At 66.8% G+C, this 25,473-nt stretch carries 31 protein-coding genes and 1 pseudogene; 22 read left to right on the forward strand and 10 right to left on the reverse strand.

Features of this window, described 5'->3' with window-relative positions; translation table 11 throughout:
- Positions 1-65 precede the first annotated feature (65 nt).
- Together HJG53_RS04010 and pspF are read right to left on the reverse strand one after the other, a co-directional pair.
- Positions 66-620 (reverse strand): tetratricopeptide repeat protein, encoded by a 555-nt coding sequence (locus HJG53_RS04010; RefSeq protein ID WP_171127863.1) that lies wholly within the window; start codon positions 618-620, stop codon positions 66-68.
- Positions 621-652: 32 nt separating this feature from the next.
- Complete coding sequence (gene pspF, locus HJG53_RS04015; RefSeq protein ID WP_171127864.1) at positions 653-1,687, reverse strand: phage shock protein operon transcriptional activator; 1,035 nt, start codon at positions 1,685-1,687, stop codon at positions 653-655.
- A gap of 179 nt (positions 1,688-1,866) precedes the next feature.
- Here pspF and HJG53_RS04020 point away from each other — a divergent pair, with 179 nt between their 5' ends.
- The 10 genes from HJG53_RS04020 to HJG53_RS04065 all read left to right on the forward strand — a co-directional run bounded on the left by HJG53_RS04020 (position 1,867) and on the right by HJG53_RS04065 (position 5,478).
- On the forward strand, positions 1,867-2,013 hold the full coding sequence (locus HJG53_RS04020; RefSeq protein WP_171127865.1) for a hypothetical protein: 147 nt from the start codon (positions 1,867-1,869) through the stop codon (positions 2,011-2,013).
- A gap of 76 nt (positions 2,014-2,089) precedes the next feature.
- Entirely contained in the window at positions 2,090-2,758 is a 669-nt protein-coding gene (gene pspA / locus HJG53_RS04025) for a phage shock protein PspA (protein WP_171127866.1), read from the forward strand.
- 4 nt (positions 2,759-2,762) lie between these two features.
- Complete coding sequence (gene pspB, locus HJG53_RS04030) at positions 2,763-3,041, forward strand: envelope stress response membrane protein PspB (RefSeq protein ID WP_171127867.1); 279 nt, start codon at positions 2,763-2,765, stop codon at positions 3,039-3,041.
- 1 nt (position 3,042) lies between these two features.
- On the forward strand, positions 3,043-3,423 hold the full coding sequence (gene pspC / locus HJG53_RS04035) for an envelope stress response membrane protein PspC (protein WP_171127868.1): 381 nt from the start codon (positions 3,043-3,045) through the stop codon (positions 3,421-3,423).
- Between the two features lie 30 nt (positions 3,424-3,453).
- Positions 3,454-3,744, forward strand: a complete 291-nt coding sequence (locus HJG53_RS04040; RefSeq protein WP_171127869.1) for a hypothetical protein — start codon at positions 3,454-3,456, stop codon at positions 3,742-3,744.
- 11 nt (positions 3,745-3,755) lie between these two features.
- Positions 3,756-4,073: a hypothetical protein gene (locus HJG53_RS04045; RefSeq protein ID WP_171127870.1), complete on the forward strand. Its 318-nt coding sequence runs from the start codon at positions 3,756-3,758 to the stop codon at positions 4,071-4,073.
- A 74-nt stretch (positions 4,074-4,147) separates the two neighbouring features.
- On the forward strand, positions 4,148-4,405 hold the full coding sequence (locus tag HJG53_RS04050; protein WP_171127871.1) for a hypothetical protein: 258 nt from the start codon (positions 4,148-4,150) through the stop codon (positions 4,403-4,405).
- Positions 4,406-4,433: 28 nt separating this feature from the next.
- Positions 4,434-4,691, forward strand: a complete 258-nt coding sequence (locus HJG53_RS04055) for a hypothetical protein (RefSeq protein ID WP_171127872.1) — start codon at positions 4,434-4,436, stop codon at positions 4,689-4,691.
- Positions 4,692-4,715: 24 nt separating this feature from the next.
- Positions 4,716-4,952: a hypothetical protein gene (locus HJG53_RS04060; RefSeq protein WP_171127873.1), complete on the forward strand. Its 237-nt coding sequence runs from the start codon at positions 4,716-4,718 to the stop codon at positions 4,950-4,952.
- A gap of 118 nt (positions 4,953-5,070) precedes the next feature.
- The gene (locus HJG53_RS04065) at positions 5,071-5,478 is read left to right on the forward strand and encodes a SufE family protein (protein WP_171127874.1); all 408 of its coding nucleotides are present in this window, start codon (positions 5,071-5,073) and stop codon (positions 5,476-5,478) included.
- A gap of 88 nt (positions 5,479-5,566) precedes the next feature.
- Here the strand turns inward: HJG53_RS04065 and HJG53_RS04070 are convergent, their stop codons facing one another.
- Both HJG53_RS04070 and HJG53_RS04075 read right to left on the reverse strand, forming a co-directional pair.
- Complete coding sequence (locus tag HJG53_RS04070) at positions 5,567-6,094, reverse strand: J domain-containing protein (protein WP_171127875.1); 528 nt, start codon at positions 6,092-6,094, stop codon at positions 5,567-5,569.
- A 16-nt stretch (positions 6,095-6,110) separates the two neighbouring features.
- Entirely contained in the window at positions 6,111-6,929 is an 819-nt protein-coding gene (locus HJG53_RS04075) for an LD-carboxypeptidase (RefSeq protein ID WP_171127876.1), read from the reverse strand.
- A 115-nt stretch (positions 6,930-7,044) separates the two neighbouring features.
- Here HJG53_RS04075 and HJG53_RS04080 point away from each other — a divergent pair, with 115 nt between their 5' ends.
- The 3 genes from HJG53_RS04080 to HJG53_RS04090 are packed head-to-tail and all read left to right on the forward strand — an operon-like array spanning position 7,045 to position 10,984.
- Positions 7,045-8,442 (forward strand): Mur ligase family protein, encoded by a 1,398-nt coding sequence (locus HJG53_RS04080; RefSeq protein WP_171127877.1) that lies wholly within the window; start codon positions 7,045-7,047, stop codon positions 8,440-8,442.
- Positions 8,443-8,498: 56 nt separating this feature from the next.
- On the forward strand, positions 8,499-9,557 hold the full coding sequence (locus HJG53_RS04085; protein WP_171127878.1) for a DUF5694 domain-containing protein: 1,059 nt from the start codon (positions 8,499-8,501) through the stop codon (positions 9,555-9,557).
- A 44-nt stretch (positions 9,558-9,601) separates the two neighbouring features.
- Positions 9,602-10,984 (forward strand): L-serine ammonia-lyase, encoded by a 1,383-nt coding sequence (locus HJG53_RS04090; RefSeq protein WP_171127879.1) that lies wholly within the window; start codon positions 9,602-9,604, stop codon positions 10,982-10,984.
- 61 nt (positions 10,985-11,045) lie between these two features.
- Here the strand turns inward: HJG53_RS04090 and HJG53_RS04095 are convergent, their stop codons facing one another.
- Both HJG53_RS04095 and HJG53_RS04100 read right to left on the reverse strand, forming a co-directional pair.
- Positions 11,046-11,282, reverse strand: a complete 237-nt coding sequence (locus HJG53_RS04095) for a hypothetical protein (RefSeq protein ID WP_171127880.1) — start codon at positions 11,280-11,282, stop codon at positions 11,046-11,048.
- A 46-nt stretch (positions 11,283-11,328) separates the two neighbouring features.
- A complete protein-coding gene (locus HJG53_RS04100) occupies positions 11,329-11,781 on the reverse strand; it encodes a DUF6456 domain-containing protein (protein WP_171127881.1) in 453 nt (150 codons plus the stop codon).
- An 89-nt stretch (positions 11,782-11,870) separates the two neighbouring features.
- On the opposite strand from HJG53_RS04100, the gene HJG53_RS04105 reads away from it, so the two are divergent.
- Positions 11,871-12,434 (forward strand): helix-turn-helix domain-containing protein, encoded by a 564-nt coding sequence (locus HJG53_RS04105; protein ID WP_171127882.1) that lies wholly within the window; start codon positions 11,871-11,873, stop codon positions 12,432-12,434.
- A gap of 49 nt (positions 12,435-12,483) precedes the next feature.
- Here HJG53_RS04105 and HJG53_RS04110 read toward each other — a convergent pair whose 3' ends face one another.
- Positions 12,484-14,901: a zinc-dependent metalloprotease gene (locus tag HJG53_RS04110; RefSeq protein WP_171127883.1), complete on the reverse strand. Its 2,418-nt coding sequence runs from the start codon at positions 14,899-14,901 to the stop codon at positions 12,484-12,486.
- Between the two features lie 136 nt (positions 14,902-15,037).
- Here HJG53_RS04110 and HJG53_RS04115 point away from each other — a divergent pair, with 136 nt between their 5' ends.
- Both HJG53_RS04115 and HJG53_RS04120 read left to right on the forward strand, forming a co-directional pair.
- Positions 15,038-16,789 (forward strand): diguanylate cyclase, encoded by a 1,752-nt coding sequence (locus HJG53_RS04115; RefSeq protein WP_171127884.1) that lies wholly within the window; start codon positions 15,038-15,040, stop codon positions 16,787-16,789.
- Between the two features lie 77 nt (positions 16,790-16,866).
- Entirely contained in the window at positions 16,867-18,300 is a 1,434-nt protein-coding gene (locus HJG53_RS04120) for an ATP-binding protein (protein ID WP_171128177.1), read from the forward strand.
- Between the two features lie 3 nt (positions 18,301-18,303).
- On the opposite strand, the gene HJG53_RS04125 is transcribed toward HJG53_RS04120, so the two are convergent.
- Positions 18,304-18,528 (reverse strand): hypothetical protein, encoded by a 225-nt coding sequence (locus HJG53_RS04125; protein ID WP_171127885.1) that lies wholly within the window; start codon positions 18,526-18,528, stop codon positions 18,304-18,306.
- Between HJG53_RS04125 and HJG53_RS04130 the strand changes: the two genes are divergently transcribed.
- Positions 18,527-19,042: a cyclodeaminase/cyclohydrolase family protein gene (locus HJG53_RS04130; protein ID WP_171127886.1), complete on the forward strand. Its 516-nt coding sequence runs from the start codon at positions 18,527-18,529 to the stop codon at positions 19,040-19,042. The two genes, HJG53_RS04125 and HJG53_RS04130, sit on opposite strands and share 2 nt — an antisense overlap.
- Here HJG53_RS04130 and HJG53_RS04135 read toward each other — a convergent pair.
- Complete coding sequence (locus HJG53_RS04135) at positions 19,039-19,281, reverse strand: hypothetical protein (protein ID WP_171127887.1); 243 nt, start codon at positions 19,279-19,281, stop codon at positions 19,039-19,041. The two genes, HJG53_RS04130 and HJG53_RS04135, sit on opposite strands and share 4 nt — an antisense overlap.
- 155 nt (positions 19,282-19,436) lie before the next feature.
- On the opposite strand from HJG53_RS04135, the gene HJG53_RS04140 reads away from it, so the two are divergent.
- Positions 19,437-20,129 (forward strand): PEPxxWA-CTERM sorting domain-containing protein, encoded by a 693-nt coding sequence (locus HJG53_RS04140; protein WP_171127888.1) that lies wholly within the window; start codon positions 19,437-19,439, stop codon positions 20,127-20,129.
- Positions 20,130-20,188: 59 nt separating this feature from the next.
- Here the strand turns inward: HJG53_RS04140 and HJG53_RS04145 are convergent, their stop codons facing one another.
- Complete coding sequence (locus HJG53_RS04145; RefSeq protein ID WP_171127208.1) at positions 20,189-20,407, reverse strand: hypothetical protein; 219 nt, start codon at positions 20,405-20,407, stop codon at positions 20,189-20,191.
- Positions 20,408-20,576: 169 nt separating this feature from the next.
- Here HJG53_RS04145 and HJG53_RS04150 point away from each other — a divergent pair, with 169 nt between their 5' ends.
- From HJG53_RS04150 to HJG53_RS04170, 4 genes and pseudogenes are all read left to right on the forward strand, one after another.
- Complete coding sequence (locus tag HJG53_RS04150; protein ID WP_171127889.1) at positions 20,577-22,100, forward strand: peptide chain release factor 3; 1,524 nt, start codon at positions 20,577-20,579, stop codon at positions 22,098-22,100.
- A gap of 38 nt (positions 22,101-22,138) precedes the next feature.
- Positions 22,139-23,215, forward strand: a complete 1,077-nt coding sequence (locus HJG53_RS04155; protein ID WP_171127890.1) for a sensor histidine kinase — start codon at positions 22,139-22,141, stop codon at positions 23,213-23,215.
- A 243-nt stretch (positions 23,216-23,458) separates the two neighbouring features.
- Positions 23,459-24,340 (forward strand): helix-turn-helix domain-containing protein, encoded by an 882-nt coding sequence (locus tag HJG53_RS04160; RefSeq protein ID WP_171127891.1) that lies wholly within the window; start codon positions 23,459-23,461, stop codon positions 24,338-24,340.
- A 79-nt stretch (positions 24,341-24,419) separates the two neighbouring features.
- Positions 24,420-25,414 (forward strand): annotated as a pseudogene (locus HJG53_RS04170) (SDR family oxidoreductase).
- Positions 25,415-25,473: the final 59 nt, after the last annotated feature.

Raw genomic sequence — 25,473 nt, forward strand, 5'->3', positions numbered from 1 at the left:
CCCAACGCACCGGAGCGGCAGACGGTGCACCGCAATCTCTCGATCAGTCGTGCGAACCCGGTCGATCAACCCGGTTTGCGCACCGAAAAGCGGGCCAACTCCTTTTTCGGTACGTCCCAGGCCGGCGCCAGCACGCTCGCTTTCTGATAGTCGGCAAAGGCGCGCGCATAGTCGCCGGCCAGTTCGTTCGCGACGGCGCGGCCATAATAGGCGAATTCCGGCCGGCGGGTCTGGCGCTCCAGCGCGGCATCGAACAGCGCCCGCGCCTGGCTCCAGTCATGCTGCGACTTGAGCACCAGCGCTGCCTTGTTGAGATAGGCTTCGGGCTCGCTCGGCTTCAGTCGGATGGCCCGGTCGTAATCCGCCATGGCGCCCGTCCAGTCGTTCAGCCGGGCGCGGATGATGCCGCGATTGACGTAGGTCGCGACCTGATCGTCGAATGGCAGCGCTTCCTCGATGAGCGCGCGGTTGCAGATATCGAGCGTGCCGGGCGTGGTCCGCTCGTCATCCGCCGCTTCGAAGCAGGAGCGCGCAAGACCCGATCCCAACACCAGGCTGGACGCGTTCGCGACGCCGGGAATCAGCAGGGCGGCAGCCGCAAGCCAGGGGAAAGAGCGCATTCGACCCTCCATCGCTGGACCGAGCCAGACTATCACGAATGCCCCGCCTGCAGCAAATCATGGCGCCTGAGCGCGTGGCGAAGCTGATCATAGGTCAGCGCCAGCGCCTTGGCCGTCAGCCGCTGATTGTACCTGCAGCGGCGCAGCGCCGCTTCGAGCAGCTTGCGCTCATGCGCCTCGCAGGCCGCCTTGAAATCGTCGCAGTCGAGATCGTCATTGACCGGCGTCGGCACCAGCGCCTGGCCCTGCTGCGGCGCCGGAGTCATCGACCGGGCCGCCTCCCCCTTCGGCGTCCAGGGCGAGGCGAACGGATCGAACTCGATCGCATCGATCGGGCTGGAGGGATCCTCCCAGCGATAGACGGCGCGCTCGACCACGTTGCGCAGTTCGCGCACATTGCCCGGCCAGTCGTGGCCGACCAGCGTCTCCATGGCCTGATGCGAAAAGCCCGGCCAATGGTCCCAGGCCAATTCGGCGGCCATCCGGCGACCGAAATGATCGGCCAGCACCGGCACATCACCTTCGCGCGCGCGCAATGGCGGCAGGGTGATGACTTCGAAGCTCAGCCGATCGAGCAGGTCGGCCCGGAAGCGATTCTGCTCGACCAGCGACGGCAGGTTTTCGTTCGTCGCCGCGACGATGCGCACATCCACCCGCACCGGCCGCGAGGCACCGATCCGGGTCACTTCGCCATATTCGACCGCGCGCAGAAGCCGCTCCTGCGCCGCCGCCGACAGCGTGCCGAGTTCGTCGAGGAACAGCGTGCCGCCATCCGCTTCCTCGAACCGCCCCGCGCGCGCCTTGGTCGCGCCGGTGAAGGCGCCCGCTTCGTGGCCGAACAGCTCGGCCTCGATCAGCGTCTCGGGAAGCGCGGCGCAGTTCATCACGATCAGCGGACCGTCCCATCTGAGGCTCAGGCGGTGGAGACGCTCGGCGACCAGCTCCTTGCCGGTCCCGCGCTCGCCGATCACCAGCACCGGGCGGTTGAGCGCGGCCGCGCGGCTCGCCCGTTCAACCGAGTCCAGAAAGGCCAGAGACTGGCCGATGAACGCCGCTTCCCGTTCCATTGCCGAAACATGGCGAAAAATCCCAACGCTTGGCAAGAGGCAAGTTCTAACACCGGTCGTGTTCTGAGAGAAATGGCGATTTTCTGCCGTTTTTCGAACTTGGCACGGGGTCTGCAAAGTATTTGACGAGGCCGCTCACGAGGCGGCCACGACACAAACCAGGTTCAAGGAGCACGCCAATGTTCACCTCGTTCGAAGCCAAGAAGACCTTCTCCGCCATCCTCTGCACCGTCCTGTTCAGCGCCACCTGCGTGCTGAGCGCGGTCGGCCCGGCGGGCGCGGTCGAGGTTCGCACCCCCTCCGTCGTCAGCACCCCTCTCGCTTGACGACACAAACTGCCGGGGCGCTGGCCCCCTTGTAGCGCCCCGGCACCCTTATTCGCGCGTATCCAGGAGTTTACCGATGGGCATCTTCAGCCGAACCCGAGACATCATCGCCGCCAACATGACCGACCTGCTGGATCGCGCCGAAGACCCGGCCAAGATGATCCGCATGATCATCCTGGAGATGGAAGAAACCCTGGTCGAGGTTCGTGCCTCGGCCGCGCGCACCATCGCCGACCAGAAGGAAATGCGCCGCCACATCGCCAAGCTCGACAAGCTGCAGGAAAGCTGGACCGAGAAGGCGGAGCTGGCGCTGTCCAAGGGCCGCGAGGATCTCGCCAAGGCGGCGTTGCTCGAAAAGCGCAAGGCGGCCGACATGGCCGACCAGCTCAAGGCCGAGATCGAAGTGCTCGACGATGCGTTGCAGGCTTCCGAAGCCGACATCGCCAAGCTGCAGGGCAAGCTGCGCGAGGCGCGCGCCCGCCAGAACACGATCATGACCCGGCTGGAAAGCGCACATAACCGCATGAAGCTGCGCGAGGCCTATTCGGGCGCGCGGGTCGAGGACGCGTTCAGCCGCTTCGAAGTGCTGGAGCGCCGCGTCGACCTGGCCGAGGGCCGCGCCGATGCCGCGGGCATGGGCGAGCCGAAGACGCTGGAAGACCAGTTTGCCGAGCTGCGCTCGAGCGACCAGGTCGATGAAGAGCTGGAAGCGCTGAAGGCGCGGCTGGCCACCCGGGAGGGCTGATCAGATGGAAGATATTTTCCTGCCGATCGTGATCTGCGGAATGCTGTTCGTCGGCATGCCCTGGATCATCCTCCACTATATCACGAAGTGGAAGCAGCAGTCCGGCACGATGACGCATGCGGATGAGAGCCTGCTCGAAGAGCTGTACGAGACCGCACGTCGCCTGGACGATCGCCTGCATTCGATCGAGCGCATCGTCGCCGCCGAAACGCCGGAGCTGGAGGTGCGCCGCCCCGCGCCCGAACTGCCCCGCGCCGAAGTTCGCCAGATCAGGGAGAAGTAAGATGGCCGAGAGCCGCACCCGTTTCTACGTCGACAAGCAGAACAAGAAGTGGCTGGGCGTCTGCGCCGGGATCGCCGATTACATGGGGTGGGACGTCACCTTGGTCCGCATCGGCATGGTGGTGATCACCCTGGCTGGTGCCTTCCCCTGGTCGCTGATCGCCTATCTGGCGACCAACTGGGTGGCCAAGCCAAAGCCCTACGGCCTCTATAGCGACAAGGAAGAAGAGCAGTTCTGGCAGGGCGTCCGCCGCTCGCCGGCGCGGACCACCCGCGAAGTCCGCGGCCGGCTGCGCGACATCGATCGCCGCCTGGCCGATGTGGAGCTCTACTACACCAGCCGCAACCGTCGCCTCGCCGACGAGATCGACAGCCTGCGCTGAGCGCGGCGCCGACGAATAAGGGGAAGAACAATGAGTTGGGCAGGTCCCGGGTTCGTGATCGCCATCATCGCGATCAGCACATTCGGATGGGTCGCCACCAGCTGGATCCGCGCCAGACACGGCTACCCGTTGGAAGGCGAATGGGGCGGCACCGTCGCCAAGACCGACCTGGAGCAATCCCGCAAGGTACAGCTCCTCGAAAGTGAAAACGGCAAGCTGCAGGGTCAGATCAGCCGGCTCGAGGAACGCATCGCCATCCTGGAGCGGATCGCCACCGACCCGGCCGAACGGACGGCGCGCGAAATCGACGCGCTGCGCTGAGGAGGAAGAAAATGGAAAAAGTCGCAATCATCGAGACCATGGCACCCGTGTTCGGTGTACTCGGATTCCTCGCCATTGCCGGTTGGATCTTCACCACCTGGCTGCGCGTCCGGAACGGCTATCCGCTGGAGGGCAGCTGGGGAAACCCGATCTACCCGAAGCACGACAATGAAGCGGTCGAACGGATCAAGCTGCTGAGCCAGGAAAATGCTCAGCTTCGCGCCGAGCTGGGCTCGATCAAGGACCGGCTTGCCAATGTCGAGCGGATCGTCACCGACGAGGGTCATCGCGTCGCTGCCGAAATCGAGAAGCTCCGTCTGCCGAACTGATAGCGGCGATCGTCGAACAGCGCTGGTCCGCTGAAAGCAAGTGGCCAGAAAACCGAGGAGTTCAAATGATGGGCATGGCTCCGTTCTCAATGTTCTTCGTGCTGGGCGTGTTGACCATCGTCATGTTCGGCCGCGCCTTCAAACGCTTCTTCGACTTCCGCGAAAAGCAGCTCGACGCCCAGGTCGGCAGGACCGCAGAAAAAGCGGCGCAATATGCGGCCCAGACCGAGCGGCTCGAACAGCGCGTGCGGGTGCTCGAACGGATCATCACCGATCGCGGCGGCGACCTCGCAGCGCAGATCGAAGATCTCCGCGACCGGCCGCTGAACTGAACAAGAAAAATTAAGGGAGCAAAAGGGCATGAACCCCTTCGAGATGGTGATCGGCATCGTGCTGATCGTGACAGTCGGCCGCATCATTCAGGCCAAGCTTGGCGCCAACCGCCGCTTCGGACCTCCGGGCAGCGTCGCCGCGGGCTCGGGCGAGAGCCGCCGGCTGCGAGAGGAAATCCTCACGCTGAAGGAGCGCGTCGCGGTGCTCGAGCGGCTGATCACCGACGAACGCGGCTCGCGCGAACTGGAGCGCGAAATCGAGGCTTTGCGGTCCCGCGACGCCTGAGCGCCGGACCGGAGGAGAGAGACGATGGAACCGACCGTCTATCTGGAAATGGGAATGGTGGGCCTGGCTGGCATCGGCATCCTCACCGCCGGCGCGCTGCGGGGCTGGAAAGGTTGGCTGGAGCTGAAGCGGCTGGAACTCCAGTCGACCAGCCATAGCGACGCCCTCCCCGCCCCCAACATGACGTCGCGCATCGAAATCGCCGACCTGAAGGAGCGTATCCGCAAGCTGGAAGCGATCGCGGCAGGCGTGGATTTGTGAGCCATTCCGTCATGCTGAACTTGTTTCAGCACAAGCCTTCCGGTGATCCGTCGCTTGCAGGCTTGTCCCGAACCAAGTTCGGGATGACGGAAGTGGTTGCGGGCTCTATCCGCCCCCCATGCCCACCCTCACTGACATCCTCGCCGACTATGAACTGCTCGACGCCGACGATCGCTACCGCCTGCTGATCGATCTCGGCCGCGCGCTCGAGCCGATGCCGGAGCCGCTCAAGACCGACGCCACGCTCGTCCGCGGCTGCTCCGCATCGGTCTGGGTCTATCCGACCAAGGTTGGCGAGCGGCTCCATTTCCTGGCCGACTCCAATGCGGCGATCACCAAAGGCATTATCGCGCTGGTGCTGCTGACCGTGCAGGATCGCCCACCGGCCGACATCCTCGCGACCGACATCGAAGGCGCGCTTGCACCGTTCGACCTGCGCAACCAGCTCAGCTCGAACCGGACGCAAGGCATTCCGAACATGATCGCTCTGATCAGGGAAACGGCCGCGCGCTACGCCAACTCCTGATCGTCATTCCCGCGAAAAGCGGGAACCCAGGGGTGAATAGAAGAAGCGGGGTCCCCGCTTTCGCGGGGATGACGAAAGAAGGAAAGGATCAGGCCGCGTTCCGCTCCTCGGCGCGCTTCAACAGGTCATAGGCCGCCTGGATCTGGCGGAAGCGCTCGGCGGCGGCTTCGTCACCCGGCTTCACATCCGGATGGTTGGCCTTGGCAAGGCGGCGATAGGCGGCCTTCACGTCGTCGAAGCTCGCATCCGCTTCCAGATCGAGCGCGCCGAGCGCCCGCATCTCGTCCCGCGATCGGCTGCCGTCGCCGGGCCCGCCCCAGGCATAATGGCTCGACTGCCGATAGCCGGAGGCACCGCGCAGGTCGTCGGCCTCCCGCGCGGCTGCTTCCTCGGCGGACAGGCCTTCGAAATAATTCCAGTTGCGGTTGTATTCGGCGGCGTGCGCCTCGCAGAAATACCAGCGCTCCGGGCTGTTCGGCGATTTGGGCGCGGGCCGGTCGCCCGGCTCGCTGCAGCCCTCGCGGTCGCACAGCCGGACCTGCGTCGCGCCGCGTTCGCCCCCATAGGCGCGCCAGCGGGGAAATCCCCAGTCGTTGGAACGGGTTTGACGCGCCATATGAGCCAGATAGTCGTTAGGATGGCTGAGGCAACCGCCCGAACGGCACGACCTTGTTGTCGGCGTCATGGCCGATATCCGCATGCCCCAGGAACTTAATGCCGGCACGATCGCACCAATAGCGTACGACGGCCTCCGGCTCCGCCCCAAAATCCGGATCGTTGGCCGGCACCTTGCTGATGCGGCCGAGCCTGATCCCGGCAACGCCCCTGATCGCCGAATGCTGGACGATCTGCGCCATGTCGCGATCGGTGCGATACAGATACTCGTCCACTTCCTCGACCAGCAGCTCGTGCCCGGTCAGATCGGGCAGATGCCGCGTACCCACCAGATGGGCGAGAATGACGATGTTGAAGGCGGCGGTCGGCGAACCGGCCACGGAAGGATCGAGCGATCCCGGCGCCCGATCGCACAGCCAGTCGAGCGAACGGCGGACGGCCGCCTCTCCGCCTTCACGCCGGATGTCCGCGGGCATTGGCCCGTGCGCGACCTGGCCGATGCCCCGCGCGTAGAGCGCGCCCAGCAAGGTGCCCGCGTCGGAATAGCCGAGATAGGTCTTGGCGGTGGCCGGGCCCCACAGGCCGTCCATGACCCGATCGACGATCCGCGCGGCGCCATAGCCCCCGCGTGCAAACCAGACGGCGTCGAGCGACGGATCATTGGCATAGTCGATCACTGCCGCGGCGCGCGCCGTGTCCGGCCCCGCGAAATGTCCGTCGCTCAGAAAGCATTGGGGATGCCAGACCAGTTCGCCCTGGCCCTCGGCCAGGGCGGAAACGCGCCGCACCACATCTTCGTCGATCCGACAACTCGGCGCGACGATGCCGATCCTCATTCCACTCTCTCCGCCTGCTCGCATCGAGCGCAGTCGAGATGCGCTTCTCGACTGCGCTCGAAGCGAACGGAGAAAAACTGTTTCATCTGCACCGGCTGAAGCTACTACCCGCCGCATGCCTTCTCACAAATCCTATTTCTTCTGCGGGATCGGCGGCAGCGGGATGTTGCCGCTCGCCTGCATCGTCCGCGCACAGGGCGCCCAGGTCGCGGGTTCGGACCGGGCGCTCGACCAGGGCCGCACCGCGCCGAAGTTCGAATTCCTGCGCGCGCAGGGCATCGGCCTGTTCCCGCAGGACGGGAGCGGCCTCAGCTCGAGCGAGCAATTGCTCGTCGCCTCTGCCGCCGTCGAGGACACAGTGCCCGACGTGCAGGCGGCGACGAGGCTGGGCTGTGAGCGCATGAGCCGCGCGGGCCTGCTCGCGGAGCTGTTCAACGCCGCGCCGGAGCGGATCGCGATCGGCGGCACCAGCGGGAAGTCGACGGTCACCGGCATGATCGGCTGGATCCTGCACGCGACCGGCCGCGCGCCGACGGTGATGAACGGTGCCGTGATGAAGAACTTCGTCAGCGAGGACACGCCTTTTGCCAGCGCGCTGATCGGCGGCGGCGACCTGTTCGTCAGCGAAGTCGATGAAAGCGACGGCTCGATCGCCTTGTTCGAGCCCACTATCGCGGTACTGGGCAACATCAGTCTCGACCATAAGGAAATGGACGAACTGCGCGCGCTGTTCGAGGATTTCGTGAGCAAGGCGCGCACCGCCGTCGTCAACATCGACCATCCGGAAGTCGCCGCGATCGCCGACGAACTGCACCAGGATCGACTGCTCACCTTCGCCTTCGATCGCGAGGCGCAGCTGATCGGCCATGCGCTGGAAGAGGCGCCGGAAGGCGTGTCCTTTCACGTCACCGAGCGGTCGAGCGGAGATCACGCCGAGGTGCGGTTGCAGGTGCCGGGCAGGCACAATGCGGTCAATGCGCTGTCCGCGATCGGCGCGGCGGTCGCCGCGGGCGTGTCGTTGCACGAAGCGGCGGAGGCGCTCGCCGGCTTTACCGGCCTCAAACGGCGGCTTGAGCGAGTCGGCGAAGGCGGCGGCGTGACCATCTATGACGATTTCGGCCACAACCCGGACAAGATCGCAGCGACGCTCGACGCGCTGCACGCCTTTCCCGGGCGGCTGATCATCTTCTTCCAGCCCCATGGCTATGGGCCGCTCCGCGTCATGGGCGACGAGCTGGTGCGAATGCTGGGCGAAAAGCTGACGCCGGAAGACCTGCTGATCCTGAGCGACCCCGTCTATTTCGGCGGCACGGTCGATCGGTCGGTCGGCAGCGACACGATCGTTCAAGGGGTTCGCGCCGCCGGTCGCCAGGCCGAACACATCCCGCTGCGCCCCGACATTGCCCGGCATTTGGTCGAGATCGCCCGACCCGGCGACCGCATCATCGTCATGGGCGCGCGCGACGATACGCTCAGCCAGTTCGCCGAGGAGCTGTTGCCGCTCTTCGCCTGATCGGCCGTTGCAGAGGTGAGTTATTGATGCAATACACCTTCCCAGGGAGAAGGTGGATGAAGCATTTGATCGTGGCCGCGACCTTGTTGTTCGGTACGCAGGCGCATGCGGCGCCGCTGATCGGTCCATGGCCCGTGCAGAACCCGACCGAGGTGGCGGTGCTCGCTTCGCCGCATCTGTCCGGCATCGAGCATCTGCAGCAGGGCTGGATGGAGCCGCTGCTCGACAAGCTTGCGGCGTTTGGGCCGCAGCTGATCGCGATCGAGGGACTGTCCGGACCCGAATGCTTTCTGCTCCGTCACTATGAGAAGAGCTGGCCCGGCACCGCCGACGATTACTGCCGGCGCATCGAGGCCATCGCAGCGTTGGGCAAGGCCGCAAACGGCCTCGACATGCCGGCCGCAGAGGCCGCTGCCGAACAGGCCTTGGCGCAGCTCGGCACCAACCCCGCTCCGTCGGCACGACGCCGGCTCGCCGGCCTGTTCGCCTCTGCCGGCAATATCGGCTCGGCGGCGACGCAGTGGCTGCGCCTGCCACCGCCGGAACGGCGCGCTGGCGACGGCATCACCGGCGAACTCGCCAAGGCGCTCGACGAGCTGTCGATACGCAGGAACGAGAATTTCTGGATCGCCGCGGCCCTGGCGGCCCGGCTCGGGCTCGACCGGCTCTACCCGACAGACGACCATCTCGCCGACCGCGTCCAGGCCGAGGTGCCAGCCGGCCAGGAGGAAGCGATGAAGGCGGTGTGGAGCGGAGAACGGCCGCCGCTGCAGCGCCAGGCGCAGGCGATGGAGAAGGCGCTCGCCGACGGCCAGGGCGTGCTTGCGCTCTATCGGTTTCACAACCGCGCCGATGTCGGCGAAGCGGCAGTCCGCGGCGACATGGGCAAGGCGTTTCAGGAGCCATCCCCGGGCGAGCATGGCCGCCGTTATGTTGCGTGGTGGGAGACCCGGAACCTGCATCAGGTCGCCAACATCCGGGCGGCTTTGGGCCGGCAGCCCGGCGCCCGTGCGCTGGTGATCGTGGGTGCGACCCACAAGCCCTATTTCGACGCCTATCTGCGCATGATGCACGAGGTGCGGCTGGTGCCGAGCCCTCAGCTGCTTGGCCGTTAGCGGCGCAGTGGCGCTTTCGCTCCGCCGCGCCTAGATGCGCGTCCATGCCGCACAGTGTGTTCGATTTGTTCAAGATTGGCGTCGGTCCGTCCTCGTCGCACACGATGGGGCCGATGTCCGCCGCCTGCGCCTTCACCGATCGCTTGCGTGCGCAAGACGGTCTGGCGCGGACCACACGCGTGGTAGCGGAACTGTTCGGCTCGCTGGCGCTGACCGGCAAAGGCCATGCGAGCGACCGCGCAGTGCTGCTCGGCCTGTCCGGCAAGCGGCCCGACGCCATCTGTCCGGACGATGCCGAGCGGATCGTCGGCGAGGTGCGGGCGAGCCGGCGCATGCTCCTCGGCGGCGAGCAGGAGATCCGCTTCGACGAAGCCAGCGACCTGCTCTTCCATCAGCGCGAACGGCTGGCGTTCCATTCGAACGGCATGCGCTTCACCGCCTATGGTGCCGCGGGCGAGGAACTTGCGAGCGGCATCTGGTACTCGGTCGGTGGCGGCGCAATCGTCGCCGAGGCTGAAGTGGCCAGCAACGCACCGCCCGCCGGCCTCTACGCGGACGTGCCCTACCCATTCCGCTCGGGCGATCAGCTGCTGGAACGTGCCGACGCAGCGGGCCTGGCGATCGCGGACCTGGCGCTGGCCAACGAGATGGCGCGGCTGCCCGAGGCGGAGATCCGCGTGCGGCTCAAGGCCATTCGAGCGGCCATGTCGGCCTGTATCGACCGCGGCATGGGCCAGCACGGCATCCTGCCGGGCGGGCTCAACGTTCGCCGCCGGGCTCCGGACGTGCACGCCAAGCTGGTCGCGCGGCAGGAGCGTGCCCTCTCCGACCCGCTCACCGTCATCGATTGGGTCAACCTCTGGGCGCTGGCGGTCAACGAGGAGAATGCCGCCGGCGGCCGCGTAGTCACAGCGCCGACCAACGGGGCGGCAGGCATCGTGCCCGCGGTGCTTCGCTATTATGAACGTTTCGTCGCCAATGCGACGGAGGAAGGCGCCGATCGCTTCCTGCTGACTGCGGCGGCGATCGGGTCGCTGTTCAAGGAAAATGCCTCCATCTCGGGCGCAGAGGTCGGCTGCCAGGGCGAGGTCGGCGTTGCCTGCTCGATGGCAGCGGCGGGCCTCACGGCGGCACTCGGCGGCTCGAACGGCCAGGTCGAGAATGCGGCGGAAATCGGCATGGAGCATAATCTCGGCCTCACCTGCGATCCGGTCGGCGGACTGGTGCAGGTGCCGTGCATCGAGCGCAATGCGGTCGGCGCGATCAAGGCGATCGAGGCCTCCCGCCTGGCCTTGCTCGGCGACGGCACCCACCGCGTCAGCCTGGATCAGGTGATCGAGACCATGCGGAAAACCGGCGTCGACATGAGCGCGAAATATAAGGAAACCGCACTGGGCGGCCTCGCCGTCAACGTCGTGGCGTGCTGACGAAGAGGCCGCGAATGGTCACCAAAGGTCGCACTGGCCATGGCGCCCGTTTGAACTGGTGTTAGCCGTCGAAGTCGGCCCTTGTCGGCACGAACGTATCAGCCTTCATCGACTTCTTCAGCCGGGTGTTGGTCGGATCGTCTCCGGTGGCCGTCTTGAGTTCATCAAGCGATCCCAGCGCCTCGGCGGGGCCAGCGCCATAGACGCCGCTTTGCGAGGGCGTCGGTTCGATATTCTCGATCAGGTCCTTGTCGTCATGGGCGCGGGCGGCGGCGATGCGGGGATGTTCTTCGGCCATCTCATTCTCCTTGCACACGAAACAACGCGGCGGCGGGAGCCAGAGTTCAGCGAATGCGGTAAAAATCGGCGAGCCGGTCCAGGGCGAAGCCGAGCACCAACTTGCCCGCGCGCGCGGGCCAGCCAAGGGCACGCTCCGTGTCGGCCAGTCCCTCGCCGGCGCAGGCGACGCGCCACAGCACATCGGCGAGGCCAGTGCCGACATGCGCCACCGCGGCGTCGAAGCGGCGCTTGGCGTCGATCTGGCTGGTCGTCGGATCGGGCGCCGGCGACAGGCCGCCGCCCTTGACGCCGCCGGGCGTCGCCTCCCACCGCATGGTCACGCTCGGCGCGAGGCCGGCGCGCTCCCAATCGGCGCGCAGCGTCTCTCCGGCAAGGAGCTGACGGTCGCTGATCCGACCGCGCGTAGCGAGCCAGGCGAGAGGAGATTCCGCCAGGTTGACCGTGACGCTGCGGTTCCCCGCCCCTTTCAGCCGCCGCTCCGCCAACACCCGTACCATCCACTTCTCCATTTTCGAGTCGGACTGCCCTTGCCATAGCGGCGTGGATGTAGGACAGAGTTGAACCGATTTGGTTGTCAGGAGCCTTTATGATCACCGCGATACGGGAGGTGCGCCGCGCCAAGGGATTGACCCTGGAAGAGGTCGGTCGCCGCTGCACCCCGCCGACAACGGCTCAGACGATCGGGCGACTGGAAACCGGCACCCGCACCGTCTCGGTCGGCTGGCTGAACCGCATCGCTGCAGCCTTGGGCGTCGAGGCCGCCGATCTGGTGAAGCTGCCCGAGCGGCCGGACCTGCCCGTTGCGGCGCTGATCGGCCCGGACGGCGCCCGGGCGCCACGCAAGTCAGCGGTGGTGATTGCGCCGCAGCCCGCGCCGGAATTGGTAGCCGTTATCGCCGAAGCATCGGTCGGCGATTATCGCGCTGGCGACGAGATTTGGTGCGAGCGGCTCGCGACGGACAGGTTCGCGTCGGCGCTCAATCGCGACGTGCTGGTTCCGCGACCCTCTGGGCGCTTCGCCTTTGGCCGGCTGCTCGGTCGCGAGGAGGGCAAGATCCATCTGCTGCCGCTCGGCGTCGGCGCGCGGCAGCAAGTCTATACCGACCCGCCCTGGCTCGCCCGCGCCGTGCGGCTGGTGCGCAGCCTCTGAACGACAGTGGTCGTTTTGCCGCTCTGGCTCTGACGCGGACCGATCGAGATTAGCCGATCGGCATGCCCGGGGGCACGCGCGGCAGGCGGCGCTGATCGCTAAGCGCGGCATTGAGCGCTTCCCGATCCTGCAACAGCCGGCCGAGGCCACGGCTCCAATCGGCCTGCAGCCCCTGTCCACCCGTCTTGACCAGGCTGGCGGCGAGCCGGTTCAGCCGCTCGGACAAGGCGAGCGCCACCGTCGGCGACAGGGCTGGGTCGCGCTGCACACGGGCGATGGCGAGCGCCGCCGTGGTGGCGATCCGACGCTGCACGCCCGCGGCAGCGGAGTCGCCGCGCGGAAAGGCAAAGCTGCGCTCGATCAGCCGATCGACGACGTCGTGCGCGGACGGGATGCTCGGATCGGCCTGGTTCTGGATCTCGAGCCGGTTGAGCCGGTTGGCGGCGAGCAGGTCGATCAGCGTTACCGCCGCTGCCGTCTCGGTCGCGGCGAGCGGGTCGAAAATGGGCCCGCCGGCCGTGCGGACGGTTTCGATGTCGGTCTGGCGATCATTCTCGCCCGACCAGCCCGCTGACAGCACCGGTTGAAGCTGCGCCGGCACGGTCAGCGCCCCCGGCGACAGGGTGTCGAGCAAGGCATCGAGCGCCGCGCGCTGGCGAGCGCCGTCGACCGGCCTGGCAGCAGCGGTCTGGTCGCCGACCAGCGCATAGCCGAAATCAACTCCGCCCAAGAGCTTGGATGCCGCCTCCACCTGATAGCGGTGCAGCAGCCACACCGGCACGAAGGAACGGCGGAGCTGGGCCTGCGGATCGCCCGAGCGCAGCGCTGCGGGTCCGAAGCCGGCGACCGCCGCCTGCCGGACCTCCATCACGCGCCGCAGTTCGGCGATCGGATCGGCGGCATCGTCCCACAGGCTGCCGAGCGGATGCGCCGAGTCCGGCGCGCGCGCATCCTGGTCCGGCACATAGCGCAGGCCTTGCGCCTGGCCGGCCGCCATGACCGGCTGCGCGTCGGCATCGGTGCGCGCCCCGTAGAGCCAGGCGACCGCAAATCGGTCCCAGTCGCCGATCCCCACGCCATAGGCGTCCGTCAGGTCCGGCCTGCCGTTGACGAGGCGCACGCGAGGCGCGGGATAGTCCATGACCGACTGACGGCCGCCGATGCTCGCGGCGAAATTATGCGCGAAGCCGAGCGCGTGGCCGACCTCGTGCGCGCCGAGCTGGCGAATGCGGGCAAGCGCGGCGGTGAGCGGGTCGTTGGGATCGCCGGTGCCGGTCAGCCCAGCCCCGACGAGCGCCTGGTAGATGATGAGGTCCTGACGGACACGGAGCGAGCCGAGCAACACCTGCCCCTTGATGATCTCGCCGGTCCGGGGGTCGGTGATCGGCTGGCCATAGGACCAGCCGCGGGTCGCGCGATTGACCCAGTTGACGACATTGTAGCGGATGTCGAGCGGGTCGGCGCCGGGCGGCAGTATCTCTGCCCGAAAGGCGTCGACCAGTCCGGCGGCGTCGAACGCGTCGCGCCACCAGGCGACGCCCTCGCGCAGCGCGGAGCGGATCGGCTCCGGCGCCGCGGGATCGATATAGAAGATGATCGGCTTCTTGACCGGCGACCGCGCGGCGCTCGGGTCCGTCTTCTCCAGCCGGAAGCGGTTCGCCAGCTCGTACACGACCTGACTGCCAAGCGGCGCATTGAAGTCGATGACTTGGGAACCGAAGCTCCCCGCCCGCGGATCGAAGCGGCGCGACACATAGCCGGGATCAGGCAGCGCGATCAGCGAATGGCGGATCGTCAGGCTGACATTGCCGGACGCGGGCGCGACATTCTCGACCTCCGGCCCGGCGCGATTGGTGGTGAAGGTGAGCCGGGCCTCCAGTTCCACATTCTTCGGGAAGACGCGGGCGGCGTTGGGATCGGCGACGCTCAGTTCCGGCACGAGGCGCCAATCGCCGCTCTCCTGTTCCTTTAGCGCACGAGCGATGCCGAGATCGTCGCGCGCCACGAAGGAGGCCAGGTCGACCAGCAAACTGCCATCGGCGTTTTCCGCGGCGACATCACCCATCCAGATGGTCGAGGTGGCGAAAGACCGGCGCACGCCCGCCTGCTCCGCCTCCGACGCCCCTTCCGCGCGGAAGCGGGGGTTTTCGAGCTCGGCGACGACCTTCTTGCCGAGGCGCCGGAAGACCAGCATCCGCGACCCCGAGTTGAGCGCATAGTCGAGGCCGAGCGCCGGGGAGCCCAGGCCCGTCTCCAGCGCGCTCGTATAGATGAAACGGCCCGAAACACCCTGCGCGTCCGGCGCCGGCAAGGTGGCCAGAATGCGCCCGGTCTTTCGATCGACGTTTAGCGCGATCAAGCCCGTCTGGGGAGCCGTACCCTCGAGCACCTTCGCAGGCGGTTCAGCGGCCTGAACGATCCCCGGCGCAGTGATAAGGATCAGCAGGCACGTTACAGTTCGGATCATGGCATCAACCCCGCACGCTTCCGGCAGCGTCCCTTAGGGCGAGTTCCGGATCTTTCGCAAATGGATGCTGCCGGCCGTTGCACTCGGCGGCAGGGTCGTGAGGAATGATTAACTGATCCAGTTTAGTCCGATTTGGATGGTTAACCCCCGCCTTGATCCCCGAACGCTCGCACTCGCCCTTCTCTACCTTGTCGGCGGCGTGCTTGCAGTGCTGGAAACGCGGTTCGACGGCGGTTTCGCCTTCATCTGGGTGTCGAGCGCCGTACTACTCGCCTATCTGGCGAACACGTCGCGTCGCGACTGGCCCAAGGCGCTGGCGCTTTGCAGTGTCGCATCCGTGCTCGTCACCGGTTTCTTCGGGCTCGGTTGGGCGGCCGCCGGGCCGTTGCTGTTCGCCAACATGGTGGAAACGATCCTCGCGGCACTGCTGCTGCGTCGGGTGAGCGGGCGGGGAGTGCCCGACGATTCGATCACGGTGCTCGCACGCTTCGTGGTCGCGACGGCCGGCCTGCCGACCGTCCTCGGGGCGGCGCTGGCCGGATGCACACTGAAGGCTGTGGCGGGAGCACCGATTCTCGCGGCCGCGCTGAACTGGTACCTCGGCCATGCGCTTGGCTTCCTGACCTTCACTCCCCTGTTCGGGCTGATCTTTTCCGGAGAGCTGAACCGCCGCCGCAAGTCCGCGACGTTCAGGCAGACGGCGGAGTTCGCGACCCTCATCTGCCTGGTCGCGCTGGTTGCAATGGCTGTCTTTTCGCAGAACGTGCTGCCGCTGCTGTTTCTGCCGGTGCTGCCGATCATGCTGACGACGTTTCGGGCGGGACGGCTCGGCGCCGGGCTCGCGATCATCGTGCTGGCCGTGGTCGCCGCCTATTACACGGCCGCAGGCCAAGGGCCGGTCAACCTTATCGACGCGGACACCGGCACCCGCGCGCGCTTTCTGCAATTCTACCTGGCCTCGATCGTGCTGACCGTGTTGCCGATCGCCGTCGAACTGGCGCGGCGCCAACGACTTGCAGCGGAGTTGCGGCAAAGCGAGGCACGCTATCGCGTGCTCGCCGAGCATTCGACCGACATCATCATGAACCTGGACGTGGACGGGACGATCCGGTTCGTCTCCCCGGCCATCCGGCAACTCGCGGGCTATGATCCCGACGCGTTGATCGGACGGCAATGTCTCGAACTGATCGACCCGGACTATCATGAGTCGGTCAGGGCGGCGCATTCGCGCGCGCTGGATCGCACGGGGGCCGGGCAGAAGGTCGAATATCTGGGTGTGCTGAAGCATGGCGGCCGCGGCTGGTTCGAAACGCACACGCGCGCGGTGCTCGACGACAATCACCGTGTGACGGGAGCGGTCAGCGTCATCCGCGACATCGGCGAGCGCAAGGCGCTGGAGGCGCGACTTTCGGACGCGGCGTTGCGCGATCCGCTCACCGGTCTGCTCAACCGGCGCGGGTTCATGCGAGAGTGCGAGCGCGCCGCTGCGGAAGACGGCCCCTCTGCCATCGCGCTCTTCGACCTCGACTATTTCAAGCGGGTCAACGACCGGTACGGTCATGACGGCGGCGATGAAGTGCTGAAGCTGTTCGCCCGGCTCGCGACGGAAGCCGTGCGTCACCGCGATGCAGTCGGCCGCTTGGGGGGAGAGGAGTTCGCCATCCTGTTGCGCGGCACCGGTCCGGTCCAGGCGCAGGCGATTTGCGAGCGGCTGCGAAAAGCAGTGGCCGAGACGCCCTGCCGCTATGGCGAACAACGAATCGCCGCGACCGTGAGCGGAGGGGTCGCCGCGCTGGGGCAGGATGTCGCCTGGGCGCTGCGCAGCGCCGATGCCGCCCTCTACCAGGCCAAGGAAGCCGGCCGCGACCGCCTCGCGCTTGCAGCCTGATCGGCTGCCAGAACAGTCCCCAGCTTTTTAAGTCGCTGGTCTTGCCTGGAATCGGCCGGGTGGTGGAAGCACGCGCGATGAGCGCGCAAGTCGATCTGGGCACGGACGAACGGGGCGGGAGCGTCGGGCTGGATTTGGCCGAGCTCCTTTCCACGCGGCTGCTTGTCCAGGGCAATTCGGGCTCCGGCAAGTCGCATCTGCTGCGCCGGCTGCTCGAAGGCAGCGCCGGCACCGTGCAGCAGGTGGTGATCGATCCCGAAGGCGATTTCGTCACATTGTCCGACGCCTTCGGCCATACGGTGATCGACGCCGCCGCCTATTCGCTGGCGGAGGTGGCGACGATCGGGGGGCGCATTCGTGCTCACCGCGCCTCGGCCGTGCTCAGCCTCGAGGGGCTGGAGATAGACGACCAGATGCGCTGTGCGGCGGCGTTCCTGAACGCCTTGTTCGATGCGCCGCGCGATCATTGGTTTTCGGCGCTGGTGGTGGTCGACGAAGCGCAGCTGTTTGCACCCGCCGCTGCCGGCGAAGTCGCGGACGATGCGCGCAAGGCGTCGCTGTCCGCGATGACGAACCTGATGTGCCGGGGTCGCAAGCGTGGGCTGGCGGGCGTGATCGCGACCCAGCGCCTCGCCAAGCTCGCCAAGAATGTCGCGGCGGAAGCGTCCAACTTCCTAATGGGCCGCACCTTCCTCGATATCGACATGCTGCGCGCCGCCGACCTGCTCGGCATGGAACGGCGGCAGGCGGAGGCGATCCGGGACCTGGAGCGGGGGCAGTTCCTGGGCCTGGGCCCGGCGATCGCGCGCCGCCCGGTGCTGGTGCGCGTAGGTGCGGTGAGGACCGGCACCAATCATGCCGCGCCCTCTCTCCTCCCGCTGCCGGAGCCGGCGCGCGACCTGCTGGCGAATCTCGAGCCCGCGCCGCTACCGCTGCCACCGGTTCAACCGATTGAACCGGCGAGGTTCCAGCCGGATGTGGATGGGCTCCTGAAGGCGATCGAAGCGCCGGCGCCGCTGCCCGAACTACCGCTGCTGGCGGACGACGAGCGGGAGGCGCGGCTGCACGGCGTGTTGCGGAACCTTGCCCTGGTCTTCACCGGCCAGCCTGCGCCGGCGCTCTATCAGGATTTCACCATCGGCTGCCGCATGGGCGGAATCGCGCCGGTGCCGCCGCTGGCCGAGTTCCGCCGCCGCTTCGCCCTGGCGCTCGCCGGTATCGACGGCGCGCAAGGCTGGGACGAGGCACTAGCAATCGGGGCGGCCCTGCCCGAAGAGATGCTCGCGCCGTTCATGGCGGTCGCCCGTGCCGCGCGGGACGAGTTGCCCAGCCCCGACGATGCCGAACTCGCGCGCATCTATGGCACGGCATCGCTGGGACGGGTGAAGCGCCTGCTCGGCTATATGGAGGAGCGCGGCGTGATCGTGATCCGCACCGATCTGGGCGGCGGCCGGTCGATCGCCCTTCCCCATCTCGGCTGGACGACGGCGAGCACCAGTCGGGCGGCCTAACGCCTAGCCGATGATCGGATGGGCGGCGCGCAGATCGTCGGCCACCGCTTCGATCGCGCTGTTTTCGGCCGCGCTGCCGGACGGGCTGACCGCCCAGTTGCAGTGCGGATGGGTGACGCGAGAATGGAGCTTCACTTCCCCCATCGCCATGCGCCAGCGCCGCCGATTGCCCCCGAAGCGGCGGGTAAGCGTTGTCAGGAACAGGTCGCGGAGATCAGCTGCCGTCATGACGGCGCCCCTTAACGAGGACGGACGCATGGAGTCGATTGCCGATCAGACACTTGGCCGGCTCGCCTCTGCCATCGCCTCGCGCGCGCCGGCGCCGGGCGCAGGAGTCGCGGCGGCAGCCGCGCTGGCGCTCGGCATCGCCTGCGGACGCAAGGCCGCGGCGATCACGCTGAAGCACAATCCGGATCGGCCCGGCATCGACGCCAATGACGCCCGCTTGGGCGAGCTTCAGGACGCGGCGTTGCGGCTCGCAGACCAGGACGCGCAATGCTTCCGCGCCGCGATCGCGCAGGCGAGCGGGGCCGAGGAGCAGCTGGTTCGTGGAGATCGCGCGCTGCTGGCCTGTGCGGATGAAGCCGACGCGGTGATCGCTCGTCTGGCTGTGCAGGTGGACGAAATCATGCGGAACGACATCCTCGCCGGGCGGGCGCTGATCGAGGCGGCATCGCTGATCGTTCGCGCGAACCTGGCCGAGAACGAAGCGGCTCAGTCGTCGGGGAGCAGCCGCTCCTAAGCGGACAGATAGTCTTCGGCGGCGCGCTTGAGCTCAGGATGCTTGGGAAAGGCTTCCGCCGGCAGTGGCGCGGCGCCGATCGCCTCCAGCAACGCCCAGAGCGCAAATTTGCGTCCAGGCTCGCGCTCCAGTCGGAAGTCGAGCGCCAGCGCCTCCCGACCTGCCGTGAGCCGGTCGGCGGTTAGCGATGGAAGGTCGTTAGTGCCGAAATAGTGGTCGAGCAGCGCATCGAGGTCCATGCCTTCTCCGAGCCGAGCACGTTCACCCCGTCAAGCCTCCTGTCCCGCATTGGGGCAGGTTCCACCCATAGGCCATGTGGCTGATCCACGATGGCTAACGCCGCGGCTATCGTCCCCGCACCGAGTCGTTCTGCTTGGATCAACAGGGGTTTGATATGAAACAGCTTCTTTTCGCTGGGGCGGCACTGCTGCTCTCGTCCGGCGCACAAGCGGTCACTTACGATGCGTTCGAGACCTTCAACGGCGTCCAACGCGCCGGCAACTTTGCGTGGACCTCGGCCGAGAACCAGGTGCTGACGCCGTTGGCCTCCGTCGATTGCGTCATCAACAATACGATCTGCCTGGGCCTTCCCGGCGGCGCCTTCAACCTGCCCGGCGTGTTCAAGTCGACCGGCATCCCGTCGACCAGCCATCCCTATCAACCGCTTGACCGGCTGCTCGTCCATCCCGGCGCGAGCAGTTCGCTGATCGGCTTCTTCTTCGCGCCGACAGCGGGCGAGTATAGCTTCGAGGCCACGCTCGACGCGCTGACGTCGGGCACTTCGGTCGGCATTTTCGCGCTCACCGACGCCGGAGGCGTCACGAATGTGTTCGCAAACGGCTTTCTCGGCACGCTGGGCGCCAGCCGCACATTCACCGGCACGTTCGACCTTGCTGCCGGTGAAGTCATCGGCATCGGCGTCAACAATGCCGGCGGTTTCGGCGGTGACTCCACTGGACTACGCTTCGTCGTGACGCAGAACATCGCGGCAGTCCCCGAGCCGGCCGCCTGGGCGATGATGATTGGTGGCTTCGCGCTCGCCGGCACGGCAGCGCGCCGCCGCACCACCCGCATCGTCTTCGCCTGAGCTGACGACCCTCTCAGGCACTCTGGGCGTCGTCGGGTGGTTCCGACGGCGCCTTTTTCTCAGCCGAGTCTTAGGCTCAGCCGCTGCGTCTGCAGCACGTTGCGGGGAGCCGACTTGACCGGCACATGGAGGATATTGGCGCGAGTCCGGATCGCTTCCTGGCTGCGCCCGAGCTCTCTCGCGACTTCATGAATATAGGCGCCGCCGCGGAACAGGCGGCGGAGCATCTCATCTTCCTCTGCGGTCCACAGCCCGCGGTGATGTACTTTGTTCAGCATGCCATCGACCTTAACGATCGGTTTCAATCCGGTGCCGAAACGTCATCCGATCATTCCGGTTCCGCACCGACATGGTTAACGTCGGTCTCGTCGCCGCTCTCGCCAACCCCGCCGATTGCCGCTATGGGGCGCCGCTTCCTTTCGTCGGCCCACTCTGCCAGGCACCCTCATGTCATCACGCCCTACCGACCGCCCCGACCGGCGGACCTTTGCGATCATCAGCCACCCGGACGCCGGCAAGACCACCTTGACGGAGAAGCTGCTGCTGTTCGGCGGCGCGATCCATGCGGCCGGCGAAGTGAAGGCGCGCGGTGCAGCCCGGCGCGCGCGTTCCGACTGGATGAAGATCGAGCAGCAGCGCGGGATTTCGGTCACCTCGTCAGTGATGACGTTCGAACGCGACGGCCTGACCTTCAACCTGCTCGACACGCCCGGCCACGAGGATTTCTCGGAAGACACCTACCGCACCCTGACCGCCGTCGACTCCGCGGTGATGGTGATCGACGCGGCGCGCGGCATCGAGGCGCAGACGCGCAAGCTGTTCGAGGTATGCCGGCTACGCTCCGTCCCCATCATCACCTTCGTCAACAAGGTGGACCGAGAGGGACGGCATCCGTTCGAACTGCTCGACCAGGTCGCGTCAGACCTGGCGCTCGACGTCAGCCCGATGAACTGGCCGGTCGGCATGGGCGGCACCTATCAGGGGCTGTACGAGCTCGGCGCCAGGACGCTACTCCGGCCGGACGGCTCGACCGATCCATCGCCGACGCTGCCTGACGAGGTGCTGGAGGAAGTCTCGCTGATCGAAGCCGGCTATGCGCCGTTCGACGATGTCGCCTATCGGAGTGGCGACCTCACGCCGGTCTTCTTCGGGTCCGCGCTGCGCGAGTTCGGCGTCGCCGACCTGATCGACGCGCTCGCCCGCTTCGCCCCCTCGCCCCGCCCGCAGCCGGCCGAGCCGGCGCCCATTTCACCGGACGATCCGGCCGTCACCGGCTTCATCTTCAAGGTGCAGGCGAACATGAACCCGATGCACCGCGACCGGGTCGCGTTCATGCGGCTCTGTTCGGGCAAGTTCCGCCGCGGCATGAAGCTGAACCAGGTCGGCACGGGCAAGGCGATCGCCGTCCATTCGCCGATCCTGTTCTTCGCGCAGAACCGCGAGACGGCTGAGGAAGCCTGGCCGGGCGACATCATCGGCATTCCCAACCATGGGACACTGCGTGTCGGCGACACGCTGACGGACGGCCCGCCGCGCACGATCACCGGACTGCCCAATTTCGCGCCCGAGCTGCTGCGCCGCGTCGCGCTCAGGGACCCCACCAAGACCAAGCAGCTCAGAAAGGCGCTCGACGACCTCGCCGAGGAAGGCATCATCCAGGTCTTCTATCCGCAGGTCGGCAGCAATTGGGTGGTTGGCGTGGTCGGCCAGCTGCAGCTCGAAGTGCTGATCTCGCGGCTGGAAGCCGAGTATAAGGTCGATGCGAAGCTGGAGCCTTCCCCGTGGGACACGGCGCGCTGGATCGCCGGCGACGCCAAGGACCTCGACGCCTTCGCCTCGCTCCATCGCGGGGCCCTGGCGGAAGACCGCGACGGTGCGCTGGTCTTCATGGCCAAGGACGCGTGGGAGCTGAACTATGTCAAGGAACGCAACCCCGCGCTTCGCTTTTCGGCCACCAAGGAACGCAGCTAAGCCCTTGTTCGGCAGTGCCCGGCTGCTAGGCTGAAGCCATGGAACGGGGGCAGAGACGGGAGCAGCTGCGGGCGGCGATCGCGCTGACGATCGCGTTCAACCTGTTCACCCTGCTCGTCTTCACCCTGTCCGGCTATTTTCGTGGTCCCGAAAGCTTCCGCGAGTCGCTGACCATCGGCCTGCCGATGATGATCGTGGACGGGTTCATCAGCTTCCAGCTCTATTTCGTGCTGAGAGGCACTGCCGAGTTGCAGGCCGTGCTGCGCTGGTCGCTCGTTACCGTAGCGGTGGTGATCGTCGCCTTGCTGCAGGCGGTGTGGGACACGGAGTTGCGGGTCTGGGCCGACACGCTGACCAGCGATTATCGCCAGGCCTTCATCCGCTCGACCACGATCAACACCTATAACAGCGGCATGCTCGCCGCCCTGCTCGCCTTCCAGGCAGCCTATGCGGCGCTCAAGGCTAACCAGCAGCAGCTCGACCTGGCGCGGCAGCGCGAACGCGAGGCGCAGATGCTGGCGTTGCGATTCCAGCTCAACCCGCATTTCCTGTTCAACACGCTTAATGCCATTTCCAGCCTGGTCGTGTCCGGCCGCCCGCGCGACGCCGATACGATGATTGACCGGCTCTCTTCCTTTCTCCGCGGCAGCCTGGCCGCGGACCCAGACCGGCTGGTCACGGTCGAGGAAGAGTTCGAGATGCTGGAAAATTATCTGGAGATCGAAAGCGTGCGCTTCGGCGACCGGCTCGCGCCATCGATCACCCTGCCGGACGATCTGGGCGATGCGCAGGTGCCGCCGTTCCTGCTCCAGCCCTTGGTGGAGAACGCCGTCAAATATGCGGTGGCACCGTCGCGCACGCCGGTCAGGGTCGGCATCGCCGCGCGAGAGAGAGGCGGGCGGCTGGAACTGGAAGTGAGCGACACTGGCCAGGGCGGCACGGACGCTTCGTCGGGCACCGGCGTCGGACTCGCCAATGTCCGCGAGCGTTTGCGGCTCAGCTTCGGCAGTCACAGCGAGATGGCGGTGCATGACGGTCAGGGGTTCCGCGTCGTGCTGACCATGCCGCTGGTGCGCCGTCCGGCCTCCTCGCAGCAGCACTCGCTCGCCGCGTAAAAGAAAGCCCGGCATGGCGTGGGGCCAGCCGGGCTTTAGGGTCAGCATTCTTTCGAATGCCTCGGGTCGCAAGGACGGATTGGCCGCAATCACGCCGCCAAGGAACTCGGCGTCGACGAAACTGCAGAAGCGCGAGACGGAGCTGTACCGTCGCGGCACGGGGAAGCAGGAAGCTGCGCCAATAAATTGTTGCAACGCCAAGATTTAGCCGCTTCAAGAGCCGCACAGGGGGCAGCTTACGAGATGAGCGGGCAGATCGCGGTATCGATGCGTTTTCGCGTGCCCGCCGAATCGCTGCGCGACCTGATCACATCCTATTACATGATCGAAGTGCAGGGTCCGCCCGCCGCTACTGTCGAGGACCTGCTGCAGCCCGAATGGGGCAATTTGCGCATCCGGCTGCGCAGCGAGTGGCAGGCGCTCGACGATGAGGGCCGTCCGGTCGAAGGGCTGAACGCCGCCTTGTTCGGTCCGACCAGCCATGCGCGACCGGTGATCGCGCGCCCGGGCAAGCTGCTCGGCATTGGCTTCACGCCGCTCGGCTGGACCATTTTGATCCGCACGCCCGCGGATGCGCTCGCCGACGCGATTGCCGAGCCGCAGGGAGAATTGGGCGAAAGCATCGCTGCGCTTCGTGAGGATCTGTTGCAGGAGACGGCAGAGGAAGCGATGTTCGCGCGCCTCGACGCCTTCTTCGAGGAACGCGCCCACGGTGGCAACCGCAAGGAAGCGCAGATCAGGGCGGTTCATGCCGCCCTGCTCGACCCCGAACTGGCGACCGTCGAAGGGCTGGTTGGTCGAACGGGCCTTTCGCAGAGCGTGCTCGGCCGCGTCTGCATGCGGAGCTTCGGCTTCACGCCCAAGCTGTTGCTGCAGCGGCAGCGCTTTCTCCGCACGCTTGCGGTGCTGGCGAATGGCGATCCGCGGCCGATCGGCCAGCTGCTCGACGGCGCCTATGTCGACCACTCCCATTTCAATCGCGATTTCAAGCGCTTCATGGGGCTGAGCCCGAGCGAATATCTGGCCATGCCGCGCCTGATCCTGAAGGCCGCGATGGGCAGTCGCGACCGCGCCCTGGGCGCCGCCCTGCAGGGGCTGCACGAGCTGGCGACAGGAACAAGCTGAGCAGGGCGGCGGTTCAGCTGCGCGAGAGGAACAGCGCATGGCCGTCAGACTGAAGCCGATCGAACAACAGACCATCGTGGTGACCGGCGCGACCAGCGGCAATGGTTTGGCCACGGTCGAAGCGGCCGTTGAGCGCGGCGCAGCCGTAGTGCTTGCCGCCCGCAACCTCGATGCGCTGGAAGAAGTGGCGGTGCGGCTGCGCTCCCGAGGCGCACGGGTCGCGGTATGCGCGGCCGATGTCTCTAAGCCCGAAGACGTGCAGCGGATCGCCGACACGGCGCTGACGCAGTTGGTGGTTTCGATTCCTGGGTGAACAACGCCGCCGCCGCGACCTATGGCCGGATGGACGAAGTGACGCTGGAGGATCACCGCCGCATCTTCGACGTCAATTATTTCGGCGTACTGCAGGGATCATTGGCGGCCGCGCGGCACCTGCGCACGAAGGGCGGCGCCATCGTCAATCTTGGCTCTGTGCTGTCGGACCGCGCGATGATCCTGCAGGGACCTTATTCGGCGACCAAGGCGGCGGTGCAGGCGGCGACCGATGCGCTGCGAATGGAGCTGGAACAGGAAGGCGCGCCGATCTCCGTCACCCTGATCAAGCCGGCCGCCATCCACACGCCCTACCCCGAACATGCGCGCAACTATATGGATGCGCCGCCCAAGCTGCCCCCGCCCCTCTACGATCCGCGGCTGGTGGCGGATGCCGTGCTGTTTGCCTGCGCGCACCCGCGGCGACAGCTTTACGTAGGCGGGGGCGGTTATGCGATCTCGCTTGCCGGCAAGATCGCGCCCCGTCTCACCGACCTTGCCATGGAGGCGTTCGGCGTCGGCTCGCAGCGAAGCTCGGAGGATGCGGGCGTGCTCAACCGGCGCGACAACCTTCATGAGCCTCGGCCAGAGGGCGTCGTCGATGGCGCGCAGGACGCGCAGGTGCGGAAGACGAGCTTCCTGCTTCAGGCACAGAAACTGGCGCTGCCGAGCCCCGGCGACGTGGTGCGGGCGGGGTTGAACGCCGTTGCGGACCTGGCCGAGGCGGTGGACGCGGCGCGGTTCAGGCATCGTCGACCCTAGATTCCCCGTTCGTTTCGAGCGAAGTCGAGAAGCGTGTCTCGACTTCGCTCGACACGAAC

This window comes from Sphingomonas sp. ID1715 (assembly GCF_013044515.1).
Taxonomy (GTDB): Bacteria; Pseudomonadota; Alphaproteobacteria; order Sphingomonadales; family Sphingomonadaceae; genus Sphingomonas_B.